This window comes from Aneurinibacillus danicus, assembly GCF_007991215.1.
Taxonomy (GTDB): Bacteria; Bacillota; Bacilli; order Aneurinibacillales; family Aneurinibacillaceae; genus Aneurinibacillus; species Aneurinibacillus danicus.
Genome location: NZ_BJXX01000165.1, coordinates 1 through 24,148 on the forward strand (window position 1 = coordinate 1; position 24,148 = coordinate 24,148).

General features: G+C 50.3%; 18 protein-coding genes. 15 read left to right on the top strand and 3 right to left on the bottom strand.

Going from position 1 to position 24,148, the window contains the following annotated elements:
• Positions 1-182 precede the first annotated feature (182 nt).
• Together ADA01nite_RS17295 and ADA01nite_RS17300 are read left to right on the top strand one after the other, a co-directional pair.
• Positions 183-1,073 carry an Rpn family recombination-promoting nuclease/putative transposase gene (locus ADA01nite_RS17295; RefSeq protein WP_246147391.1) on the top strand — a complete coding sequence of 297 codons (891 nt, stop codon included), beginning with the start codon at positions 183-185 and terminating at the stop codon, positions 1,071-1,073.
• Between the two features lie 245 nt (positions 1,074-1,318).
• Entirely contained in the window at positions 1,319-2,257 is a 939-nt protein-coding gene (locus ADA01nite_RS17300; RefSeq protein WP_146811573.1) for an RpnC/YadD family protein, read from the top strand.
• A 222-nt stretch (positions 2,258-2,479) separates the two neighbouring features.
• Here the strand turns inward: ADA01nite_RS17300 and ADA01nite_RS17305 are convergent, their stop codons facing one another.
• Entirely contained in the window at positions 2,480-3,562 is a 1,083-nt protein-coding gene (locus tag ADA01nite_RS17305; RefSeq protein ID WP_146811575.1) for an HD-GYP domain-containing protein, read from the bottom strand.
• Between the two features lie 292 nt (positions 3,563-3,854).
• Here ADA01nite_RS17305 and hpf point away from each other — a divergent pair, with 292 nt between their 5' ends.
• The 12 genes from hpf (at position 3,855) to argF (ending at position 19,728) form a co-directional block, all read left to right on the top strand.
• Positions 3,855-4,412, top strand: a complete 558-nt coding sequence (gene hpf, locus ADA01nite_RS17310) for a ribosome hibernation-promoting factor, HPF/YfiA family (protein ID WP_146811577.1) — start codon at positions 3,855-3,857, stop codon at positions 4,410-4,412.
• A 188-nt stretch (positions 4,413-4,600) separates the two neighbouring features.
• Positions 4,601-7,120 (top strand): preprotein translocase subunit SecA, encoded by a 2,520-nt coding sequence (gene secA, locus ADA01nite_RS17315; protein ID WP_146811579.1) that lies wholly within the window; start codon positions 4,601-4,603, stop codon positions 7,118-7,120.
• A 3-nt stretch (positions 7,121-7,123) separates the two neighbouring features.
• Positions 7,124-8,240, top strand: a protein-coding gene (prfB, locus tag ADA01nite_RS17320; RefSeq protein WP_218029579.1) for a peptide chain release factor 2 whose coding sequence is annotated in 2 segments (ribosomal slippage) — positions 7,124-7,195 and positions 7,197-8,240 — 1,116 coding nt in all. Because the reading frame shifts where the segments join, the coding sequence is not laid out codon by codon here.
• A gap of 362 nt (positions 8,241-8,602) precedes the next feature.
• Complete coding sequence (locus ADA01nite_RS17325) at positions 8,603-9,448, top strand: transketolase (protein ID WP_146811583.1); 846 nt, start codon at positions 8,603-8,605, stop codon at positions 9,446-9,448.
• Complete coding sequence (locus tag ADA01nite_RS17330; RefSeq protein WP_146811585.1) at positions 9,448-10,389, top strand: transketolase family protein; 942 nt, start codon at positions 9,448-9,450, stop codon at positions 10,387-10,389. Before ADA01nite_RS17325 ends, ADA01nite_RS17330 begins: the two co-directional genes overlap by 1 nt.
• 282 nt (positions 10,390-10,671) lie before the next feature.
• The gene (locus tag ADA01nite_RS17335) at positions 10,672-11,037 is read left to right on the top strand and encodes a c-type cytochrome (RefSeq protein WP_246147392.1); all 366 of its coding nucleotides are present in this window, start codon (positions 10,672-10,674) and stop codon (positions 11,035-11,037) included.
• A gap of 244 nt (positions 11,038-11,281) precedes the next feature.
• Positions 11,282-12,316 (top strand): N-acetyl-gamma-glutamyl-phosphate reductase, encoded by a 1,035-nt coding sequence (argC, locus tag ADA01nite_RS17340; RefSeq protein ID WP_146811587.1) that lies wholly within the window; start codon positions 11,282-11,284, stop codon positions 12,314-12,316.
• A 31-nt stretch (positions 12,317-12,347) separates the two neighbouring features.
• Positions 12,348-13,148 carry an acetylglutamate kinase gene (gene argB, locus ADA01nite_RS17345; RefSeq protein ID WP_146811589.1) on the top strand — a complete coding sequence of 267 codons (801 nt, stop codon included), beginning with the start codon at positions 12,348-12,350 and terminating at the stop codon, positions 13,146-13,148.
• Positions 13,145-14,317: an acetylornithine transaminase gene (gene argD, locus ADA01nite_RS17350; protein ID WP_246147393.1), complete on the top strand. Its 1,173-nt coding sequence runs from the start codon at positions 13,145-13,147 to the stop codon at positions 14,315-14,317. Before argB ends, argD begins: the two co-directional genes overlap by 4 nt.
• 158 nt (positions 14,318-14,475) lie before the next feature.
• Complete coding sequence (locus ADA01nite_RS17355) at positions 14,476-15,552, top strand: carbamoyl phosphate synthase small subunit (RefSeq protein WP_146811593.1); 1,077 nt, start codon at positions 14,476-14,478, stop codon at positions 15,550-15,552.
• Positions 15,545-18,787, top strand: a complete 3,243-nt coding sequence (gene carB / locus ADA01nite_RS17360; protein ID WP_146811595.1) for a carbamoyl-phosphate synthase (glutamine-hydrolyzing) large subunit — start codon at positions 15,545-15,547, stop codon at positions 18,785-18,787. The genes ADA01nite_RS17355 and carB overlap by 8 nt, the downstream gene beginning before the upstream one ends.
• Positions 18,787-19,728 (top strand): ornithine carbamoyltransferase, encoded by a 942-nt coding sequence (argF, locus tag ADA01nite_RS17365; protein ID WP_146811596.1) that lies wholly within the window; start codon positions 18,787-18,789, stop codon positions 19,726-19,728. The genes carB and argF overlap by 1 nt, the downstream gene beginning before the upstream one ends.
• A gap of 121 nt (positions 19,729-19,849) precedes the next feature.
• Here argF and ADA01nite_RS17370 read toward each other — a convergent pair whose 3' ends face one another.
• Positions 19,850-20,356: a DnaA N-terminal domain-containing protein gene (locus tag ADA01nite_RS17370; RefSeq protein ID WP_146811598.1), complete on the bottom strand. Its 507-nt coding sequence runs from the start codon at positions 20,354-20,356 to the stop codon at positions 19,850-19,852.
• Positions 20,357-20,645: 289 nt separating this feature from the next.
• Here ADA01nite_RS17370 and ADA01nite_RS17375 point away from each other — a divergent pair, with 289 nt between their 5' ends.
• The gene (locus ADA01nite_RS17375) at positions 20,646-23,141 is read left to right on the top strand and encodes a Lon protease family protein (RefSeq protein WP_146811600.1); all 2,496 of its coding nucleotides are present in this window, start codon (positions 20,646-20,648) and stop codon (positions 23,139-23,141) included.
• 199 nt (positions 23,142-23,340) lie between these two features.
• Here ADA01nite_RS17375 and ADA01nite_RS17380 read toward each other — a convergent pair whose 3' ends face one another.
• Positions 23,341-23,934, bottom strand: a complete 594-nt coding sequence (locus ADA01nite_RS17380) for a TetR/AcrR family transcriptional regulator (RefSeq protein WP_146811602.1) — start codon at positions 23,932-23,934, stop codon at positions 23,341-23,343.
• Positions 23,935-24,148 lie beyond the last annotated feature (214 nt).

The following is a 24,148-nucleotide window of genomic DNA, read 5'->3' on the forward strand; positions in this document are numbered from 1 at the left end:
GCCTTTTTCTACATTAAAATCTCCTTCTCATTCTTTCTCCTCTTTTCCTTCGTACCGCAAAAGTCAGCCGCCCTTCCCACGATTTTCATGGTGGGGTTGCGGCTGAGCCGCTATGGTGGTTTTCTGGTGTTTTTTCTGCTGCGACCGGTCATGTTATAATAAAGGAAAAGGCGTGTGGTCGGGTGGAAACAAGATGGATGAAGCTGTACGTAGACTTCGCGTTCAAGAAGCTGTTCGGTTCGCGGGGGAACGAGCGTATTTTGATTGCCTTCCTGAATGCGATGCTCAAGCCCGCACCGGACAAGCGGATTGCGGGTGTCACGATTCTGGATAAAGAGATGGGACGAGAATACAGCGAGGACAAGAATGCGATTTTAGACATTCATGCGATACTGGATGATGGAAGCAAGGTCAACGTGGAGATTCAGCTTGCGAATGAGCACAATCTGACAAAACGGACATTATATTACTGGAGTCGAACCTATATGGAAGGGTTCCAGAAGAATCACAATTACAGTGAACTTCCCCGAACGATTTCGATTAATATCATCGGCTTTCCGCTGTTTAAAGAACCGCAGGAGCGCTACCACCTGATGTTTGACTTGAAAGAGCGGGAAGAGGGATTTCTGTGGGATGACACGCTGGAAATCCATCTGGTTGAGATGCCGAAGCTGGTGAAGCTGTGGCGGGAGAAACGGATTGGATTCGGCGATGATGAGCTGGTGGAATGGCTGTTGCTTTTGGAAGCCGGGGATGATGAAGGAATACGTAAAGAACTGGAGGTACGAGCGATGGACAATCCGGCATTACAGGAAGCGATGGAGAAGTGGGAAGACCTGAGCCGTGACCCGGCAGCAATCCGGGAATACGAGATGCGTCATAAGGCGATGATGGATCGCCTGTCTGCGATAGCAGAGAATGAGCGCAGGCAGCAGCAGAAGTATGAGGAAGGCAGAATGGAAGAAAAAAGAGCTATTGCTCGAAATCTGTTGGCAATGGGTATGGATGAAGAGGCAGTTGCGCAGGCAACAGGATTATCAGTAGCTGAAATCGAACAACTGAAAAGGAACTAGGGAACTGACCCCCGGTACGTTAATGATCGCCTCGTCTGACTCCGTCAGTCTCGGGTAGGGGGTCAGACCCCGAGCGGTTGCTTAGAAGTCCTTTGGGAAAAATCCTAATGGGCTTTTTTCTTTTTCTTTTGCTATTCAACTCTTGACTGCTCGTTTTTTGTGTATGCGTTTTTAACCTTTGCATTCCATGGTGTATGATATAATAAAAAGAAAACAGAACGGCTTGTAAAAGGGAGAGACATACTTTGAGTGAAGGGACAAACCAACAGGGACTAATGTTTCCAGATTATGATGCACTCTGGAAAGAAGTGATTGAAGAATTCTTTGAGGAGTTCCTGCATTTCTTTGCGCCCGATTTATATGAAGCCGTTGATTTCAACAAGGGGTATGAATTTCTGGAGCAAGAACTGCGAACGCTGTTCCCTGACTCAGAGGCGGAAAAGAAGTACACAGATAAGCTGGCAAAACTGTATTTGAAGAGCGGGGAAGAGAAGTGGATACTAACACATATTGAAGTACAGGGAAGTCGAGACCTTGATTTTGCTGAGCGAATGTTCCGCTACTTTTACCGCGTGTATGATAAATATGACAGGAAAATATTTGCCCTGGCGCTTTTTTCTGATGAAAGTCCGTCTTATAAACCGGATACGTATAAATATGAATTTTTTGATACAACATTAACCTATACGTACCGCTCTTACAAGATAGTGGAGCAAAATGAAGAGGAGCTGACACGTTCAGAAAATCCATTCAGTATGGCTGTTCTTGCCGGATTATACGTAGTGAAAAGCAAAAAAGATATCAATGCCCGTTATCAATTTAAAATAAACCTGATTCGCCTGCTGCTGCAAAAAGAGTGGCGGCGAGAGAAAATTGAAAAGTTATTTGTATTTATCGATGGGCTATTAAAGCTTCCTGTTGAAAAGGAAAAGAACTTTGAGGCTGAACTTAATGAAATGGTATGGAGGGAAGGTGAAAATATGGGGCTGACATGGGATCGAAGCAATCTGGCGGACATGTATTACTCCAAAGGGAAGATAGAAGGGAAAATTGAGCTAGTAAAGAAGTGGCTAGAGGAAGAAGTAGATGCTGATATTCAACTCATCTCGAAAATTTCCGGCTTATCCTTGGAAGATGTTAAAAAATTAAAGAAAGAAGTGCAAAGAAAGAGAAGCACCCATTAATCGGAAGGGGGTCAGACCCCGAGCGGATGTTCAGAAGTCCTGTGAGAGATTTCTCTCACAGGACTTCCTTCTTTTTCGCTGCTTAACCGTTCCTGGAATTAAGAACGATTCGGGATACGTTCTTATCCCAAACGGAGCGGGGAGAACAAGAGAAAAGCGCATTAAAGCTGCCCTTAGGATATGCCAGCGCAAGCGAAGCAATCTAAGCAAAGTTTGCTTAATCTATAATATTTCTGCAACCTGCACGTCCCGCTCCGAATCCAGCTTCACGAACGTATCATCATCCGTGCGAACCAACGGACGCAGCGGCTCTTGCTGATTATACCGGACAATCACGCCTTCCTGCCCGTTCGAAAGCCTCACGCGGGACCCGATATACGACTCAAGAATGTACATGACGAAAGGCGTCACGATCGCCGGATTCATCAGTCCGGCGAACTGGGCATCCCAGAGAGCGGCCGCCGCTTCAAAAGGCGAAAGTTTAGCCCTGTATACGCGATCGGACGCAAGCGCATCGAATTTGTCTGCCACAGAAACAATTTGAACGGAAAGCGGAATGTTTTCATGTTTGAGTCCAAACGGATAGCCGGAGCCGTCCAGACGCTCGTGGTGGAGCAGCGCCACATCGGCAAAGGACCTGGGGATATTGGGAATCTTGCGCAACATTGCGTAGCCATACTGCGGATGCTGACGCATAACTTCCCTTTCCTTATCATTCAATTCCGAGGGTTTGTTTAAAATTTCATCGGGCATTTCCAATTTTCCGATATCATGGAACAAACCGGCTTCGCCCACTTCCAGGCATACCTCATCCGGCAGGCCGAGCAGACGGGCGATGAGTGCGGATAGAAGCCCGACGTTGATGCTGTGACGGTACGTGTATTCGTCTTTGCCTTTTAAAGTGTGGAGGGGATGGAATACATATCGATGCTCCAGAGCATGCTTGATGAGTGTGGAGAACTGATTGACGATTTCCTGGACATTAATAGGATTGCCATATTGTGCATCATTAAGCAGGTCTTTCATGCTGGAAAGTGTTTCTTTATAGATAACAGCCATGTCAGGTTCATAACTCCAGGCTTCGTCAATCTGGTGCAGGAGTTCGGGCGCGATATTCTCGATCGGTCTTGCCGTGCGGGTCGGGCCTTTGATGGCGATTTCAAAAATGTTGTTAATGAGCAATGAATCAATGTCTTTTACGGTCAGCATCTTGCCCGCGCCAAGCAGTAACGTTCCTTTTTCATTGTATATGTCTGTATTTAGGATACGCCCGATGAGCTCATATGATGTAGGTACAAGCCTCATTCCCTGGTTCCCCCTTTTCTGAAAAATGTTCTTCCTTTATTTATACCATATTCGTCCATTTTCGCGTGGATTCTTTGTTTTTTCCTTGCTACACGTTGCGTACGTTTCAAACGGTCAACCACATTTTGGTGTTGAGCCTTACTTACATAAAGAATAGATTTCGAATGTTTGTTGGAAGGAAAGGAAACGTTGCAAAAAGTTCACAAAAGGTGGGAAAAAAATGTCGGATGGAGAAGGATTTTCGCGCGGGAAAGGGGAATATATAGATATAGACGAAAGGAGGAGTATCCATATGCAATACAACACCCGTGGTGAAAATATCGAGGTAACTCCTGCACTCCGAGACTATGTAGAGAAAAAAATCGGTCGCCTCGAGCGCTACTTTGAGAGTACTTCCTCATTTTCCTGCAATGTCACGCTTCGTGTACTGCGCGGCGAACATACCGTGGAAGTGACGATTCCAATGCCGGGAGTTATCCTCCGAGCTGAAGATACCAACAGCGATATGTATGCGGCGATCGATCTGGTTGTTGAGAAATTAGAACGTCAAATCCGCAAGCATAAGACAAAAATCAACCGCAAGTATCGTCAGCAGGGAGCCGTGCTCCTGGATGCCGATCCGGTGTTTGCCGCTCAAGACGAGTCGGCGGAAGAGGACAACGATCAGCTTCGCATCGTGAAGACGAAGCGCTTCAATCTGAAGCCGATGGATGCAGAAGAAGCGGTGCTGCAGATGGATATGTTAGGCCATAACTTCTTCGTATTCAGCAACGCGGAGACAGAAGAAGTGAACGTCGTCTATCGCCGTAAAGACGGCCGCTACGGCTTAATCGAGCCGGAAAGCGTATAAAAAAACGTATATGATACAGATAAAAAGGCGCTCTCGGGCGCCTTTTTCGCTTGTATCTTTCTTCATCCCCGGTTATTATTCTATATTCCTTGTCAATCCCCCTATGTTACTGTTAAAATTAAAATTTAGAGCAGTCCAACTGCTCGACTAGCAAGAAGAGCGAAGATTGGAAGGGGATTGGATACCCGATGCTAGGAATCATTAAGAAGATTATTGGCGATTCTAACGAGCGCGACGTGAAAAAGCTGTACAAGCGCGTCGAGAAGATTAATGCGTTGGAACCGCACATGCAGGCGTTAAGTGATGAACAACTGCGGAATAAAACGGATGAATTTAAAGAACGGCTTGCTAAAGGCGAGACGCTGGATGATATTTTATACGAAGCTTTTGCGGTGTGCCGCGAAGCCGGACGCCGTGTGCTCAACATGCGCCACTACGATGTGCAGCTCATCGGCGGCATAGTGCTGCATGAAGGCAAGATTGCCGAGATGAGAACCGGGGAAGGGAAAACGCTCGTAGCAACGCTGCCGGTATACCTAAATGCCCTTGCCGGAAAAGGTGTGCATGTCATCACGGTCAACGAATATCTGGCGGCGCGTGACGCCGAAGAAATGGGGCAAATTTATAAATTCCTGGGGTTAAGCTGCGAGGTAAACCTGAACGGCATGTCGCCGGATGAAAAACGTGCGGCTTACGCGGCTGACATTACGTACGGAACGAACAACGAGTTCGGGTTCGACTACCTGCGCGATAATATGGTGCTGTATAAAGAGCAAATGGTACAGCGTCCGCTGCATTATTGTATCGTCGACGAGGTGGATAGTATTTTGATCGATGAAGCGCGGACGCCGTTGATTATCTCCGGTGAAGCGGAGAAGTCGACTGAGCTGTACTATGTGGCAGCCCGTTTTGTGACCCGCTTGAAGGAAGAAGAGCATTATACGATCGATATTAAAGCGAATTCCGTAGCCCTCACTGAAAAAGGGGTGGCGGAAGTCGAACGCGCGTTTAATATCGATAACCTGTATGATACAGAACATATTCTGCTGAATCACCACATTAATATTGCGTTAAAAGCACGCGCGTTGATGAAGCGTGACATTGATTATGTGGTGGACAACGGCGAAGTTATCATCGTCGATGAATTTACCGGTCGTCTCATGCAGGGACGCCGCTACAGCGACGGTCTGCATCAGGCAATTGAAGCGAAGGAAGGCCTGCAGGTACAGAACGAGAGCATGACGCTGGCGACCATTACGCTGCAGAACTACTTCCGGATGTATGAGAAGCTCGGTGGTATGACCGGTACGGCCAAAACCGAAGAAGAAGAGTTCCAGAAGATTTACGGTCTGAACGTCGTGGTCATTCCGACGAACAAACCGGTTATTCGCGAGGACAAGCCGGATGCGATTTATAAATCCGAACGCGGCAAATACCGTGCTGTCGTGGAGGATGTAGAGAAGCACCATAAGCAAGGCCGTCCGGTGCTTGTCGGTACAACATCGATCGAGAAGTCGGAGCTTATCTCCAGCATGCTGCGGAAAAAAGGCATCCGCCATGAGGTGTTGAATGCGAAGCATCATGCCCGTGAGGCGGAGATTGTCTCCAAGGCCGGTCAGCGTGGTGCAGTAACCATAGCAACGAACATGGCGGGTCGTGGTACGGACATTAAACTGGGCGAAGGCGTAGCCGAGCTTGGTGGTCTGCACATCATCGGTACCGAGCGTCATGAGAGCCGCCGGATCGATAACCAGCTGCGCGGACGTGCCGGACGTCAGGGGGATCCGGGTTCATCCCAGTTCTTCATCTCGCTTGAGGATGAACTGATGCGCAAGTTCGGTTCGGAGAATATCATGGGCATGATGGATCGCCTCGGCATGGAAGAAGACATGCCGATTGAAAGTAAAATGGTATCCCGTGCGATCGAGTCATCGCAGAAGCGCGTAGAGGGCGCGAACTTTGATATGCGCCGCGTCGTTTTGCAGTATGATGACGTAATGAACCAGCAGCGTACGGTTATCTACAAACAGCGCCGCGAAGTGCTGGAAGCTGAATCGCTGCGCGATGTAATCATCGGCATGATTATGTCGCATGTCGAGCGTCTGATCGATTTGCACTGCCCGGATGAAGTGGTGCAGGAAGAATGGGACCTCGATGCGCTTATTGACCACTGCAACGGTACATTCCTGCATGAAGGACAGCTGGATAAGAAAGACATCTGGGGCAAAGACCGCGAAGAAATCGTGGAAGTATTCCGCGAGCTTGTTGAGCGCCTGTATACCGAACGCGAACAGCTTATGGAAGAAGCGGATTTTCGCGAATTCGAGAAAGTTGTCGTGTTGCGTGCGGTCGACAGCAAATGGATGGACCACATCGATGCGATGGATCAGTTCCGCCAGGGTATCCACCTGCGGGCATACGGCCAGACGGACCCGCTGCGTGAGTACCAGATGGAAGGCTACCAGATGTTTAACGAGATGATCGCGAGCATCGAAGAAGAGGTCGCGACATATATTATGAAAGCCAACATTGGAAGCAACCTGCAGCGCCAGGAAGTAGCCAAGGGGCAGGCAATGGTGCCGTCCGATTCAGGCGAGCCGGCGCGGAAGAAACCGGTGCGCCGCCAGGAGCCGAAGATCGGGCGCAACGACCCGTGCTATTGCGGCAGCGGGAAGAAATACAAAAATTGTCACGGCCAGGAGGAATAAACCATGCCATTGACGGAAGCGAAACAGCAAATGACAGCCATCGGTAAGCGATTGGCGGAGATTAGGGGGTCTCTTTGACCTCCCCGGCAAACAAAAGCAGATTGCCGCGCTAGAAGAGAAGATGGCAATGCCGAACTTCTGGGACGATAACGATGCGGCCCAGGCTATCATCGGTGAAGTCAATGTTCTCAAGGATGCTGTCACTGCCATACAGGAGATGGAGACGGCGTATGAAGACATTGAAGTCATGATGGATCTGTATGCGGAGGAGAATGAGGAATCCTTGATTCCAGATATCGTGGAATCGGTGGAATCTCTGCAGAAGCGGCTGGATGAATATGAGTTGCAACTGCTTCTGAGCCAGCCGTATGATAAGAAGAATGCGATTCTTGAGCTGCATCCGGGTGCGGGCGGTACGGAGTCGCAAGATTGGGCGGATATGCTGCTGCGCATGTATACCCGCTGGGCCGAGAAGCAGGGCTTTAAGGTCGAGACGCTCGATTACTTGCCGGGCGAAGAAGCGGGCGTGAAAAGCGTGACCTTGCTGATTAAAGGCCACAATGCGTACGGCTATTTGAAAGCGGAGAAAGGGGTCCACCGTCTGGTGCGCATCTCTCCGTTCGACGCATCAGGACGTCGCCATACGTCGTTCGTATCGTGTGATGTGATGCCGGAGATTGACGATGATATCGAAATCGAGATTCGGCCGGATGAACTGAAAATTGATACGTACCGTTCCAGCGGTGCGGGCGGTCAGCATGTTAACACGACCGACTCGGCGGTACGGATTACGCACATTCCGACTGGCGTGGTGGTTACGTGCCAGACGGAACGCTCCCAGATTAAAAACAGGGAGAAAGCGATGAAGATGCTGCGTTCTAAGCTGTATGAGCGGAAGATTCAGGAGCAGGAAGAGGAAGCGGCCAGGCTGCGCGGCGAGCAGAAAGAGATTGGCTGGGGCAGCCAGATTCGCTCGTACGTGTTTCATCCGTACAGCATGGTAAAAGACCACCGCACAAACCATGAGACCGGGAACGTGCAGGCGGTTATGGACGGAGATTTGACCCCGTTCATCGACGCATATCTTCGCCAGCAGCTTGGGCACACTACAGAATCTTAAGAACGATCTATTATAGAAAAACAAAGAGATATAGCTGTGCTTTTCTCTTTTCTACCTCAGCGTATCCTTTGTTTTTCTTTTACATAGCTATTTCTTTCATGGAAGTGAATGAGTATGCACCAGAGAGTATACTGGCCTGTCTAAAAAATATCGTCAAGCGGCTTGACTCGAACGCGTTCGTCATTGTGAACGACGCCAATGAGCGAAAGAAGAAGACAAGAGACAGAAAAGATAACGCCTTGCGCCTGGGTTTGTCATGCGTTTGTTGGCACTCTTTTCTCGTATCCTCTTGCTTTTTTCTATTCCTCTTACTACGAAAGGATATCAATATACTAATACTTAGTTTATATGGAGGAGAGGGAATGACTACGATTGCAGAGGGGAAACTCGCAGAGCTGAAGCAGCATGCGAACAACATGCGCCAGGAGATTGTGAAAATGGTATCAGCGGCCAATTCGGGCCATCCGGGCGGTTCGCTGTCTGCCGCAGATATTGTGGCGGTGTTGTATTTTCATGAGATGAACGTAGGACCGGAAAAGGTGGACGATCCGGACCGTGACCGTTTTATTCTAAGCAAAGGACACGCAAGCCCGGTGCTGTATGCGGCACTGGCAGAGAAAGGCTACCTGCCGAAAGAGGAATTGGCTACTTTCCGTAAGATTAATTCCCGTCTGCAGGGTCATCCGAGCAAAAAGATGCTGCCGGGCGTAGAGCAAAGCACAGGATCGCTCGGACAGGGATTGTCCGCTGCGAACGGTATGGCGCTGGCTGCGCGTCTTGATAAGCGCGGCTACCGCGTATATGCCCTGCTTGGCGACGGAGAAATTCAGGAAGGCATGGTATGGGAAGCGGTAATGGCAGCAGGCCATTATAAGCTGGACAACCTGGTGGCAATCCTGGATTACAACCACCTGCAGATTGACGGTAACGTGGAAGATATTATGAACATTGGACCGGTAGCCGATAAGTTCCGTGCGTTTAACTGGCATGTCATTGAAATTGACGGACATAACCTTGAAGAGATTATCGCCGCGCTCGACGAAGCGAAGACAGTAAAAGGCAAGCCGACTTTCATCGTGGCGCACACGGTTAAAGGAAAAGGCGTGTCTTACATGGAGAACGCATGCGGCTGGCACGGCACGGCCCCGAATGCGGAACAGCTGGCGCAGGCACTGGAAGAGTTGTGCGCGCAGGGAGGAGAAAAGTAATGGAGAAGACAACGGTAAAGAAAATTGCAACACGCGACGCTTACGGACAGGTTCTGGTCGAGCTCGGTCATGAAAATCCGGACATCGTAGTACTGGATGCGGATCTGGCAAAATCAACGAAAACGGCCGATTTCGGCAAAGCGTTTCCGGACCGCTTCTTCGATGTGGGGATTGCGGAAGCCAACATGATCGGTATGGCGGCAGGCCTTGCGACTTGCGGCAAAATCCCGTTTGCGAGCACATTCGCGCTGTTCGGCTCCCTCCGTGTGGCAGACATGATTCGTAACTCTGTGTGCTATCCGAACTTGAACGTGAAGATTGCGGTGACGCACCAGGGCCTCACGCTGGGCGAAGACGGAGCTTCTCACCAGGCAGTGGAAGACATTGCATTGATGCGCGCCATTCCGAATATGACGGTGATCGTGCCGGCGGATGCGACGGAGACGAAAAAAGCGATTCGCGCTGCGGCCAACACATACGGTCCGATGTACATCCGCATGGGCCGTCCAAGTGTCCCGGTGTTGTTCGACGACAGTTATGAATTTGAAATCGGCAAAGGCGTACAGATTCGCGAAGGGAATGATGTCGCCATTATCGCAACCGGCGTCATGGTACATATCGCAGTCGAGGCAGCGGAGCTGCTGGCGCAGGAAGGCATTGAAGCGCGCGTTATTAACATGGCGACAATTAAGCCGATTGATGAAGACATCATTGTCAAAGCGGCTCAGGAAACAAAAGGCATTGTGACAGCGGAAGAGTGCAACATCTACGGCGGCCTCGGCGCTGCGGTAGCGGAAGTGTTGTGCGAGAAGCATCCGGCCAAACTACGCCGCGTCGGCGTCGAAGATACGTTCGGCGAATCCGGTACACCGGATGAACTGCTGAAAAAATATGGCCTGACCGCAGAGAATATCGCCGCAAAAGCGAAGGAATTATTATAAACAAAGCGACCATGCCTTTTCAGCTGCAACCCCGACATGAAAACCGAGGGAAGGACAGCTGACTTTTGTAGTAGGAGGAAAAAGAGAGAAGAGAACGAGGGGATGATTTCAATGTAGAAAAAGGCGAAGGCCTTTTTCTTCTCTGGCTCTTATTTCCTCTCTCTGGTTCCTTCTTTCTTCACGATTTTCGATCGTTATATTATAAAACCTCTCTCCTCTGCTCATACTAAGCTGTGTAATGTAACACGCTTTGTGATGTGCATGATTAAGGGAGGGTTTTTTATGAAAAAGTGGACTGTAATGCTGAGCAGCCTGCTGCTTGTGCTGGCACTGGCTGCGGGATGCGGCACGGCCAATAATAATCAGGGCGGCGGCGCTGAACAAGGCCAGGGAGGCCAGCAGGGCGGCGGACAAGCTGGAGGCGGCGGAAAAGACGCGCAAAAAATCTTCCAGGCTAGCTGTACGTCCTGCCACGGTCAAAACATGGAAGGCGGTGTAGGACCGAACTTGACGAAGGTCGGTAGCAAGTACAAGAGCGCTGATGAAATCAAAACCATTATCGTAAAAGGACGCAACGGCATGCCGGGCGGTCTGGTGAGCGAAGCGGACGCGCAGGTATTGGCCGATTGGCTGATTACAAAGAAATAATATCATTAGAATGAATAAAGAGGATGTTTTCTTATATAAAGGAGGCATCCTCTTTTTCTTTGTACCGCAAAAGTCAGCCGCTCTTTTCTTCATTTTCATGGCAGGGCTTGCGACAGATCCGTTATGATGGTTTTATTTATAAGAAATCATGCATAGAAATTCAAAAAACTAATTGAATTATTATGCCTTACATCGTATAATAATTCATAACTTATTCAGACAGGATCAATTGGGGGAAACGTACGTGAATATTTCAATTATCGGAGCGACGGGATACAGCGGAGTTGAACTCATTCGCCTGCTGTTGACCCATCCCGAAGCTAACATTGTGGCTGTATATTCCAACTCACAGACCGGAAAAGCCATGCAGGAGGTTTATCCGCATCTCACTCATATTTTTACAGACGATCTGGCTGAGATTGACTGCGGACGCATCCGGAACGAAGCGGACGTAGTGTTCATTGCGACACCGTCCGGCGTAAGCGGCAAGCTCGTACCGCAGCTTATGGACGGCAAGCTCAAAGTGATTGACGTATCTGGCGACTTCCGCCTGGCAACACCGGAGTTGTATACGCGCTGGTACGGCAAGGAGACAGCGGAGCAGGAATACATTGACCAGGCGGTTTACGGGCTGTCCGAATGGAATGCGGACGCCATTCGGGAGACGAAACTGCTCGCCAATCCGGGCTGCTATCCGACGGCGACGCTGCTCAGCCTGCTTCCGCTATTGAAAGCGGACCTGATCGATGGCAAATCCATCATTGTGGACGCCAAATCGGGTGTAACCGGTGCGGGACGGGGCTTATCGCTCGGAACGCATTTCTGCGAAGTGAACGAAAGCATCTCGGCTTACAAAGTAGGGAAACACCAGCATACACCGGAAATTGAACAGACGCTGACACAGCTTACCGGCAAAGAAGCGGTCATCTCGTTCACGCCGCATCTTGTGCCGATGAACCGCGGCATCCTGACAACGGCGTACGCTTCATTGAAAGAAGGAGTCACAGCCGAACAGGTGGCTGAAGCTTATGCGGATGCATACGAAGGCAAACCGTTTGTCCGGCTGCGTCCGGGCGCGTATCCGAAGACAAAGGAAGTGTACGGCTCCAACTATTGTGATATTGCCTGGCATGTGGATGAGCGTACAGGAAGGGTCATCGTGCTTGGCGTGATCGATAACGTAGTAAAAGGCGCTGCCGGTCAGGCGGTACAAAATATGAACCTAATGTTCGGACTTCCAGAAACGACGGGCCTTGCGTTTACCCCTGTGTATCCGTAAAACGAGGCCGACAGTAAGAAAGGGAGAGAAGATGGAAAATCAGCTGGTAATTAAATGCGGCGGCAGTACACTTGAGAATCTGCCTGCCTCTTTTTTTGAAGATATAACGGCACTGCAGCAGGATGGGTTTATGCTGACCATCGTACACGGCGGCGGTCCGGCGATTTCGGCGACGCTTAAGCAGATGGGAATTGAGCCGAAGTTCGTGGACGGACTCCGGGTGACGGATGCGGCGACGCTGCAGGTGGCACAGATGGTGCTTATCGGACAGACCAATAAGCAGGTGGTCAGCCGGATTCAGACGGCGGGCGGCCGTGCGGCGGGTATCAGCGGCATCGACGGATCGACATTGCAGGTGATACAGGGACCTGAGCACCTCGGGTTTGTAGGAGAGATACAGCAGGTCGACCCTGCCCTGATAGCAACGCTGAGTCAATCGGGTTTCATTCCGGTCATCGCGCCGCTGGGCATCGACGCAGACGGCCAGATTTATAACATCAACGCCGATACGGCGGCTGGCGCAGTTGCAGGGGCGGTAGGTACGAAGCGGTTGGTCATGGTGACGGATGTTCCGGGTGTTATGCAGGAGATAGACGGTGTCAAAAAGGTGCTGCCGGAGCTTGATGAGGTGCAAATCAATGAATTGATCGCCGAAGGCATTATCTATGGCGGCATGATACCGAAGGTGCGGGCGGCACTGGATGCGCTCGGACATGAAGTAGAAGAAGTGTTGATTATCAACGGCTACGAGCCGGGCGTTCTGAAGAAAGTTGCGGCCGGTCAGACGATCGGTACAAAAATCGTTAAAGAAGGCAAGGTGAAGGTATCGTGAGTTATCTATTTCCGAACTACGGGCGTTGGCCGATTCGCATTACCAAAGGGGAAGGCAATTATCTGTGGGACGAAGCCGGCAACCGTTACCTTGACCTTGTCTCCGGTATTGCGGTGACTTCGCTCGGCAATGTGCCCCCACAGGTGAAGGTGAAAGTACAGGAGCAGCTCGATACGTTGTGGCACTGCTCCAATCTATTCGAGATTCCGGTGCAGGAGAAGCTGGCGGCGAAGTTAACGTCGCTTACCTGCGGCAACCGGGCGTTCTTCTGCAACAGCGGCGCGGAGGCGAACGAGGCGGCCATTAAACTGGCCCGCCGCTATCAACAGAAGGTACAGAAGCAAAACCGGTATGAAGTCATTACCTTCGAGCAATCGTTCCATGGACGGACGCTGGCGACGCTGACCGCAACCGGTCAGGCGAAAGTCAAAGACGGGTTTGACCCGTTGCCGGAAGGTTTCGTCACCGTACCGTACAATGATGCGGAGGCACTCAGCGCTGCGATTACGGAGAAAACGTGCGCCATCATGCTGGAGATGGTTCAGGGAGAAGGCGGTGTGCATCCCGCTTCGCCCGAATTCGTTGAGCATATCAAGGCACTATGCGCGGAGCATGACCTGCTGCTGATCGTAGATGAAGTGCAGACAGGCATCGGTCGTACCGGCAAGTGGTTCGCCTATCAACACTACAACGTCGAGCCGGATATCATTACAATGGCCAAAGGGCTGGGCAGCGGCTTTCCGATCGGCGCCATTGTCGGCAAAGAAAAGCTGGCTGAAGCATTCGGACCCGGCACGCACGGCACGACATTCGGCGGCAATCCGCTCGCATGTGCGGCCGGCTTAGCCACGCTTGAAACAATAGAAGAAAACGAGTATCTCGCCCGGGTGGAAGAGATGGGCGCTTATTTCATAGAGAAATTGAACAGGCTTTCCGAAGCGTGCCCGGATGTTGTCAATGTACGCGGCAAGGGGCTTATGATCGGCGTGGAGCTAGCGTTCGAAGCGGCTCCGGTTGTTGCGAAAATGCGCGAGCAAGGCATCCTGCTGCTGCAGGCAGGGCCGAACATGCTGAGGCTCTTGCCTCCGTTTACGATTGAAAAAGAAGAAATAGATCACGCGGCGCAAGCACTCGAAGAGGTGCTGAACGCGACGGCGCAAACGGTATAGAAATCAGGAGTACGAAGGAAAAGAGAGAAGAGAATGAGAAGAGAACGGGGGGTGATTTCTAAAGAAGAAAAAGGCGTTCGCCTTTTTCTTCTTTGAATCTTCTTTCCTCTTCCCCTCTTTCTTTTCTCATGATTTTCACACATAAAGGAGTGGAATGGATGAAAGGATATCTTGTGTTAAGTACGGGCGACATATTTGAAGGAGATTGGTTTGGCAGCGTGGACGACTGCACGGGAGAGGTCGTATTTAATACAGGAATGACAGGCTACCAGGAGGTTCTGTCCGACCCTTCGTACGCCGGCCAGATTATTACGTTTACGTACCCGCTGATCGGCAATTACGGCATCAATGAACGAGACTATGAGAGTATCAAACCGGCCTGCAAGGCCCTGCTGGTAGGCGATCTCTGCCGCCAGCCGAGCCATTACGAGTCCGGACATACGCTGGCCGAGATTGCCGAGAAATACGGCATCGGCGGCTTGTCCGGCATCGATACGCGCGCGATTACCCACATTGTCCGGACACATGGAGAAGTGTACGGACTTTTGACGACAGACAAAGAGAAGCTCGCTTCTTTTACTCCGCAGCCGGTTACGAATGTTGTGCCGGGCGTATCGGTGAAAAATATCGAGGAGTACGGTAAAGAGGCGAAAGGTCCGCATATTGTACTGATCGATTACGGGTATAAAAAATCCATTTTGCAAAGTCTGTTGGACGGTGGCTGCCGCGTAACGGTGGTTCCGTACAATATCACATATAACCAGGTAATATCTATTGATCCGGACGGTGTGTTCCTATCGAACGGTCCCGGAAATCCGAAAGAAATTACACCGCAGCTCGGGGAATTGAAAAAGATTATTGAGAGCTACCCGACGATGGGCATCTGCCTCGGTCATCAGCTAATCTCTCTGGTATACGGCTGCGATACGGAGCGTTTGCCATACGGGCACCGCGGCAGCAACCATCCGGTGAAAGATTTGCGCACCGGCAAAGTGTATCTAACCTCGCAAAATCACGGCTATGTGGTGAAAGGAGATTCACTTGCGAACGCGGCATTGGAGCTAACATTCATCAATGTAAACGACAAATCGGTCGAAGGTGTACGCCATAAAACGCTGCCGATTTCGTCCGTGCAGTTTCATCCGGAAGCGCACGCCGGTCCGCAGGATACGGGCTATTTATTTACAGAATTCATTCAACAATGCCAGGTAACAGGAGAGAAGAGTTATGCCTAAACTACCCGACATCAACAAAGTGCTTGTGCTCGGCTCCGGTCCGATTATCATCGGGCAGGCGGCCGAATTCGATTACGCCGGCGCTCAGGCCTGTTTGGCGTTGCGTGAAGAAGGCGTGGAAGTCGTTCTTGTGAACAACAATCCGGCCACCATCATGACAGATGATGAAGTGGCGGATCGCATATACATGGAGCCGCTAACGGTAGAAGCAGTGGAGAAGATTATCGCCAAAGAACGTCCGGACGGCGTGCTGCCGACACTCGGCGGCCAGACCGGCCTGAACCTGGCGGTAGAGCTGTCGAAGGCGGGCGTGCTGGAGAAGTACAATGTGAAGCTGCTCGGCACACCGCTCGATACGATTATCCGCGGCGAGGACCGTGAAGAGTTCAAGCGCATGATGCAGGAGATCGGCGAGCCGATTCCTGAGAGCGAGACGGTAACTACAGTAGAGGATGCGGTGGCGTTTGCAAACAGCATCGGTTATCCGGTCATCGTGCGTCCCGCCTATACGCTTGGCGGCGCGGGCGGCGGTTTTGCAAACGATGAAGAAGAACTTCGTATTGTGGCCAAACGCGGCTTGAACGCAAGCCCGATCAATCAGGTGCTCATTGAGCGCAGCATCAAAGGCTGGAAAGAGATTGAATATGAAGTCATGCGCGATGCCAACGATACGTGCATCATCGTGTGCAACATGGAGAATTTTGACCCGGTCGGCGTGCATACAGGAGATTCAATTGTTGTAGCACCTTCGCAGACGCTCACGGACCGTCAGTATCAAATGCTGCGTTCCGTCGCCTGTAAGGTTATCCGTGCGCTGGGGGTTGTGGGGGGATGTAATATTCAATATGCGCTTGACCCGCACAGTGACCAATACTATCTCATTGAGGTCAACCCGCGTGTCAGCCGCTCCTCGGCGCTTGCGTCCAAGGCGACCGGCTATCCGATTGCGCGTACGGCGGCGAAGCTGGCGCTTGGCTACCATCTGGATGAGGTCGTAAACCCGATTACAGGCTACACCTATGCAAGCTTCGAACCGGCCATCGACTATGTCGTAGCGAAAATTCCGCGCTGGCCGTTCGACAAGTTCCCGCATGCGGACCGCAAGCTGGGCACGCAGATGAAAGCAACCGGCGAGGTAATGTCGATTGACCGTACGCTGGAAGGCGCCCTGCTGAAAGGGATTCGTTCATTGGAAGTCGGCGTACAGCATCTGGAGCTTGCGTATGTAAAAGATGCAAGTGAAGAAGAATTGGAGAACGAATTGGTCAATGCAACCGACCAGCGTATCTTCTATATCGCCGAGGCGCTGCGCCGCGGCATGAGTGTAGAGGAGCTGCATGAGAAGACAGCGATTGACCGCTTCTTCCTGAATGCACTGGCTCGTATCGTTGACCTTGAAAATACATTGAAAGAAGTGCGCTGGCACAAAATGACGCCGGAACTGTTGAAGGAAGCGAAGCTGCGCGGCTTTGCCGACAGCACGATCGCAAGCCTCTGTGGTGTCAGTTTCGAGGAAGTGCGCGCCGGTCTGAAAGAATGGGGCATAAGCCCGGCTTATAAGCTAGTGGATACATGCGCGGCCGAGTTTGTCGCCGCGACTCCTTATTATTACTCGACCTGGCAGGGACGCGACGAAGTCCCGGTCGAGAAGAAAGGCAAAAAGGTATTGGTTTTAGGCTCCGGTCCGATCCGCATCGGCCAGGGCATCGAGTTTGATTATTGCTCGGTACATGCGGCGAAATCGTTGCGCAAGCAGGGCATCTCCGCCGTTGTCATCAACAACAATCCGGAGACCGTCTCTACCGACTACAATACGGCGGATCAGCTGTATTTCGAACCGCTGGCGCTTGAAGACGTGTTGAATGTCATCGAAAAAGAACAGGTAGATGGCGTTATGGTGCAGTTCGGCGGCCAGACGGCCATTAATCTGGCGGATAAACTGCAAAAAGCCGGCGTGCATGTATACGGCACGTCTGTTGAAGCAATTGACATGGTGGAAGACCGCGAGCAATTTTATCAGATGCTGCGCAAGCTGAACATCCCGCACATTCCGGGTGAAGGCGTCAATAGCCAGCAGGGCGCGCATCTTGTCGCGGAAGAGCTGGGATATCCCGTACTGATTCGTCCGTCATACGTCATTGGCGGACGCGGCATGGTTGTAATTAACAATGCGGAAGAGCTTGACCAGTATTTTGCCGACTGGAACCGGTATACATCATCAGGGGCGCTGTTCCCGTTGCTGATTGACAAGTATGTGTCCGGTATGGAAGTGGAAGTGGACGCCATTTGCGACGGCGAAGAGGTTCTGATCCCGGGCATCTTCCAGCATATTGAACGCGCCGGTGTGCATTCGGGTGACAGTATGGCAATCTTCCCGTCTCCTCAACTGACCGACGCGCAGCGTGAAGAGATTGGACGCAGCGCCGCATTGATTGCGAAAGAAATGAAAGCATGCGGGCTGATTAACATCCAGCTTGTTATTGATACGGAAGGCACAATCTATGTACTCGAAGTGAATCCGCGTGCATCCCGTACCGTACCGATTGTCAGCAAGGTCACCGGTGTACCGATGGTGGCGCTGGCGACGCGGGCACAAATGGGCGAGAAGCTGAAAGATATGGGATACGGTACCGGCATTCTGCCGCGCATTCCGTTCTATGCCGTGAAAGGCCCGGTATTCTCCACAATTAAGCTGAATGGCGTCGACCCGGCGCTCGGACCGGAGATGAAATCGACCGGTGAAGTCATCGGCCTGAGCTATTCGGTTGAAGAAGCTATTGCCAAGGCGATTGCCTGGAAGGAAGGCATCTGCGACTGGTTAACGGAAGGTGATACGATTATCCTGTCGCTGTCTGATCAGGATAAAAAAGATTTCATTCCGCACATCAAAACGCTGAAAGACCTGAACGTGCAAATTATCGCTACGCCGGGAACGGCGGCCCTGCTGAAAGAGAACGGCGTTGACGTACAGGAGATTGTGGAAACGCAAGAGCGCGTGAAAGCCATCTGCGCCGAACGTCAGGTGAAAGCGTTCGTGAACACGCCGACGCTCGGCAACAAGCGCGGACGTCTCGGATTTGAACTCCGCCAGCTGGCGCTTGCGCTCAATATTCCGTGCTTTACATTCCTCGACACGTTTGCTTCATACCTTGAGGTGCATGGATACAAGACGGGTGATGTGGTGGACCTGGGGGAATACCTGCAGGGGGTAAAACGAAAGGAGCTAGTAAAATAATGATGGTAGTCGACCAATTAAAAGGGAGAGACTTTCTATGTCTCTCCGATTATACAAAAGATGAAATTTTGTATTTGCTGGATTTGGCCGCGAAGCTGAAAGAAGAACAGAAGCAGGGTATTTTGCATCCGCACCTTGCGGGTAAAACGCTGGGTATGATTTTCGATAAAGCGTCGACTCGTACGCGCGTATCGTTTGAAGTTGGGATGTACCAGCTGGGCGGCATGGCGATGTTCATGAGCGGGCGCGACCTGCAGATTGGCCGCGGTGAGCCGATTCCGGACACGGCGCGGGTACTGTCCCGTTACCTCGACGGCATCATGATCCGCACGTTCTCCGACAAGATGGTCAAAGAGCTGGCCGACTATGCATCGATTCCGATTATCAACGGATTGACCGATATGCAGCATCCCTGCCAGGTGATGGCGGATTTCCAGACGATTATCGAGCACAAAGGCAGACTGGAAGGGCTGAAGCTTGCCTACGTGGGTGACGGCAACAATATGACGCACTCGCTGATGATTGGTGCGGCGAAAGTCGGCATGGATGTGGCTGTTGCCTCTCCGGAGGGGTATATGCCGGATGCGGGCGTAACGGAGATGACGCGCAAGTTCGCAGAAGAGACAGGTGTACATGTTCTGGTGACGAATGACCCGGCAGAAGCGGTGGCGGGAGCCGATATCGTTTATACAGATGTATGGGCGAGCATGGGGCAGGAGGCAGAGCAGCAGGAACGTCTGCAGAAGTTTGCCGGATTCGAAGTGAACGAGGCTCTGATGCGGAAGGCGAAGCCGGATGCGATTTTCATGCACTGCCTGCCGGCGCATCGCGGTGAAGAAGTATCGGCGGAGGTTATCGACGGTCCCCGTTCCGTTGTATTTGACCAGTCAGAGAACCGTCTGCATGCACAGAAAGCGATTCTGGTTGCTTTGATGAAATGATGAAGCACTCGATAAGATGGAGAAAAGAGGCTGTCTCAAACAGTTTTTGCTTTTGAGGCGGCCTTTTCCACATTGAAATTATTCTCTCGTCTTTTCTCTCTTTTTCTTCGTACCACAAAATTCAGTCGCCCTTCTCTTCGTTTTCATGGCGGGGCTTGTGGCTAATTGGCCATGGTGGTCTTTTTAGCTTACCGGCGTTTTTTATTTCCTTCTTGATATCGTCAAGCCCGCCTTCCATACGGTCGAGCCGCTGGTGCAGCATCTGTAGTTCCTGCAGCACCTGAAGGAGTAAATTGCGGTTTTCGCGTTCCTGTTCTTCCTGTGGGTCGATACGGGTCGGCACTTGCTCCATACTGTAGCGCACATACGTCTTTACCTTGACGGAAAAAGAAACGGCATACCTATCGCCCGTTATCTCCTCGATTGCATCTTCGAGTACTTGCTTTAGTCTGGTCTCAAGCCACTGGCGTGTAAACTCGTTTTCTGCATGAATGGTAACCGTTTTCTTTTCGACATCGAAACGTTGGATGGTGAGCCCTTTAATCCACGTTTCAAAACTGGAGCGGGACATCTTCCGCTGCAGCAGTTCCAACGTTTCCTTCCAGATTTGTTCTATGGTTTTCATCATGATCGGTCCCCGCTTTTAGTATTTTCTAAAAACAATAAGCTGCTACAGTTATTATATAGTCGAGCTTGTTACTATATATCGGTTTGAAATCCTGTATACTGCAATGGTAAATAGCCTATTTCCCATATTTTGATCGCCCGGTATATAACCGGGAAGGAATTTTACTGTTCTACTGTGATAACGGGTAGAGGTTTTTCCCTTCTTCCATTATGATAAGCCTATAGAATGAATAAACTAAGATGTGCTTTGTCCTATTGTACGATTGAGCCTGGGAAAGGGATGAACAGCGATGTGGAAGCAAGTGTCGAAAGAAGATAGAGAAAAAAGAAAGGTGCCGGTGGAGCGGCTGCGCGTACAGACGCCGCCCGAGGCGTTTCCGTGTGAAACAACGGAACAGATTGAGCCGCTGCGGGAAGGGATTATCGGCCAGGATCGGGCCGTACGGGCGATGGATTTCGGCCTGAAAGTGCAGAAGGCAGGGTATAACCTTTATGTTGCCGGGCCTCCCGGAACCGGCCGGACGACGTATACGCGAGCGAAAGCGAAGCAGGCGGCCCGTAATAAACCGACTCCTGCAGATTGGTGTTACGTATACAATTTTTCGCGTCCTGACCATCCGTTGGCACTTCGGTTTCCTGCAGGGGAAGGCAGAGAGTTTAAAACACGCATGGATGAACTGCTGCGTGATGTCGAACGGGAAATTCGCAAGATATTTTCCGGTGAGGATTATCAGAAGCACCGCCGTTTTATTATGCAGAATTTTGAGAAGAGGGCGCAGGAGATATGGAAGCAGATGGACCAGCTGGCCCGTGAGCTGAACTTCTCGCTGGAGCGCGTTCCTGAAGGCGGAATTGCCACGATTCCGCTTATGTTCGGCAAACCGCTCAGCAATGAGGATTTCGCCCGGTTGCCGGATGAATCACGCCAGGAAATCAAGGAGAAGAGCAAACGCCTTGAACAGGAAGTAACCGAGTCAGTCCGGCAGATTCAATTGTTAGAAAAGGAAGTCGAGCAGGAAGTCAGCCGCTTGAACAAGGATTCGGTCCGGCAGGTGCTTAAGCACTTATTCGAGCCGCTTTGGGAGACATATACAGAAGAAAAAATCCGCAAGTATTTGCAGGACTACCAGGAAGATATTATTGAAAATCACCACCTTTTCAAAGAGGATGATGGCACAGAAAATCCGATGGCGCGGCTGCTGCAGCGGAACGAAGAAAACAACCTGCAGCGCTATAGGGTAAATGTGCTGGTAGATAACGGACAGTTATCCGGCGCACCGGTTGTATTTGAAAATAACCCGACATATTATAACTTGTTCGGGCGGGTCGAATACCGCAGCACATTCGGTGCGATGACGACGGACTTTACGATGATTAAGCCTGGTGCCCTTCATATGGCGAACGGTGGGTACTTGATTGTTCAGATCGCTGAATTGCTGCGCAATCCGCTTTCCTGGCATGTGTTGAAACGCATGCTGAAAAACGAGAGCCTGCGTATCGAAAATTTATCGGAAGAGCACGGGTTAATTGCCACAAGCGGCCTAAAACCGGAAGCGATTCCGCTGAACGTGAAAGTCATTCTGCTTGGCAATCCATACGTGTACCATCTGTTGTCTGAATTGGATGAAGATTTTCCGAAGCTGTTTAAGGTAAAAGTTGAATTCGATACCGATATGAAAAAAGACGAACGGCATTATCACGAGTTTGCCGGGTTTGTTCGCAGCTATTGTGAGAAGGAAGGTCTGCTGCCGTTCCATCGTTCCGCCCTGGCCGCATTGCTGGATTACAGTGCCCGATTGGCTGGCGACCAGCGCAAGCTGACAACGAATTTTCATCATTTAACGCGTCTGCTGGTGGAAGCGAGCTTCTGGGCGGAAGAAGAGGGAGCCGAAGTCGTAGAAGCACGTCATGTTGAAGAGGCGCTCGCAGAGCAGGAATACCGTGCCAACCGCATGGACGAGAAAATGCGGGAGCTGATTGAAGAAGGGACCATTATGGTTGATGTGACCGGAGAGAAAGTCGGTCAAATTAACGGCCTGGCTGTACTGCAGACGGGTGATTATACGTTCGGACAACCGCACCGGATTACGGCACGTACATTTATCGGCCGCCAGGGCATTATTAATATTGAGCGGGAGACGTCGCTGAGCGGACAGTTTCACCATAAAGGCCTATTAATTTTGAGCGGATATCTGGCGGGCAAGTTTGCGCAGGATAAGCCGCTTCCGCTGTCGGCCAGCATTACGTTTGAGCAGACGTACAGCCGGATTGACGGGGACAGCGCCTCCAGCACGGAATTATATGCGCTTCTGTCTTCTCTGTCAGGAATTCCGATTCGGCAGGGGATTGCGGTGACCGGCTCGGTGAATCAGTTCGGTGAAATCCAGCCGATTGGCGGCGTGAATGAAAAGATAGAAGGATTCTTTGCGGTATGTAAGGCGATGGGGTTTACCGGCGAGCAGGGCGTCATTATTCCGCATCAGAATGTAAAGAACTTGATGCTGCGTCCGGAAGTGGTGGAAGCGGTAGAGGCCGGCCGGTTCCACATCTGGCAGGTGCGTACGATTGAAGAAGGCATCGAGATTTTGACAGGTGTCAAGGCGGGTACCTGCGATGAGCACGGCCAGTATGAACCGGGTACGCTGTTCGGTGAAGTCAACAAACGCCTTGCCCGCATGTTTTCTTCCATCAAAGAGGACAGCGCGGATCTTGTGATTGACGTAGACGCGCAGGCGATGCAGAAGTTGATTGAGTCTGAAGGCGGGGAAAAAAGCGAAGATAAGTAGCCCGGACGAAAGAAAAACGTGAGGAAAGAAAGAAGGGGAAGAGGAAATAAGATCCAGGGAGGAAAAAGGCGTTCGCCTTTTTCCCCATTGAAATCATTGTCTCGTTCTTTTTTCTCTTTTCCTTCGTACCGCCTAAGAAATTGTATAAGCTAAAATGTTCCGGTACCCCTGTATTAAAAAGAAAACCTTCTTTACGCTTCTATTTCATTAGTCCTCTTATTACCACGTCAAATAATGCTTCTTGTTCACCCTTCAATGAAAATTCGCCTTTATTTATACTCCAATCATATAAAATCCCCCTTATCATACGGGTGAAGATCGTAACCATCTGTTCAGGAGTCAAATCTTCACGGAATTCTCCCTTTTTCTGTCCATCTACACATAAACTGTAAAGGATCTGATAGAGCGGCCGATCAGGGATTAAGAAAAATGATTCCCTCTCCGTATTCAATTCGTTCTCATAAATTGTTCGAATAACATCCCAGCCTAAATCCTTTTCTATGTAGATCATCTGCATGAAAAAGAATTTCTTTAATTTTTCTTTTGCTGATTCTTGCGGATCCAGTTTGGGCAATAGTTCGTCTACGTAAAAATTATCGATCTCTTTAAATTTTTCTAAAAAAATATCGTGTTTACTTTTGAAGTGATTGTAAAATGCTCCTTTAGATGTCCCTGTCTTTTCGATGATTTCATCTACTGTGACATTGCTGAAACCTTTTTTATTGAACAACTCTAGAGCAACTTTTGATATTTTCCTTTTTGTTTGCAATGCTTTTTGTTGTCTTAAGTTCATCGACTATCAACCTGCTTTCAGAAAATTAAAAATAGAATTGACAAATAGACTATAGTCTGAGAAATTAATATTATAGACTATAGTCTTTTTATTTTCGCAGTATCAGTACGTTAAGTAAACATGTTTTAAAAAAATATAAGCGCTTAAAAAAAGGGGGAATGGATAGAAAGTAAAAATTTTATCAGTGGAAATAATAGGAGTCATTTTAGGTTAA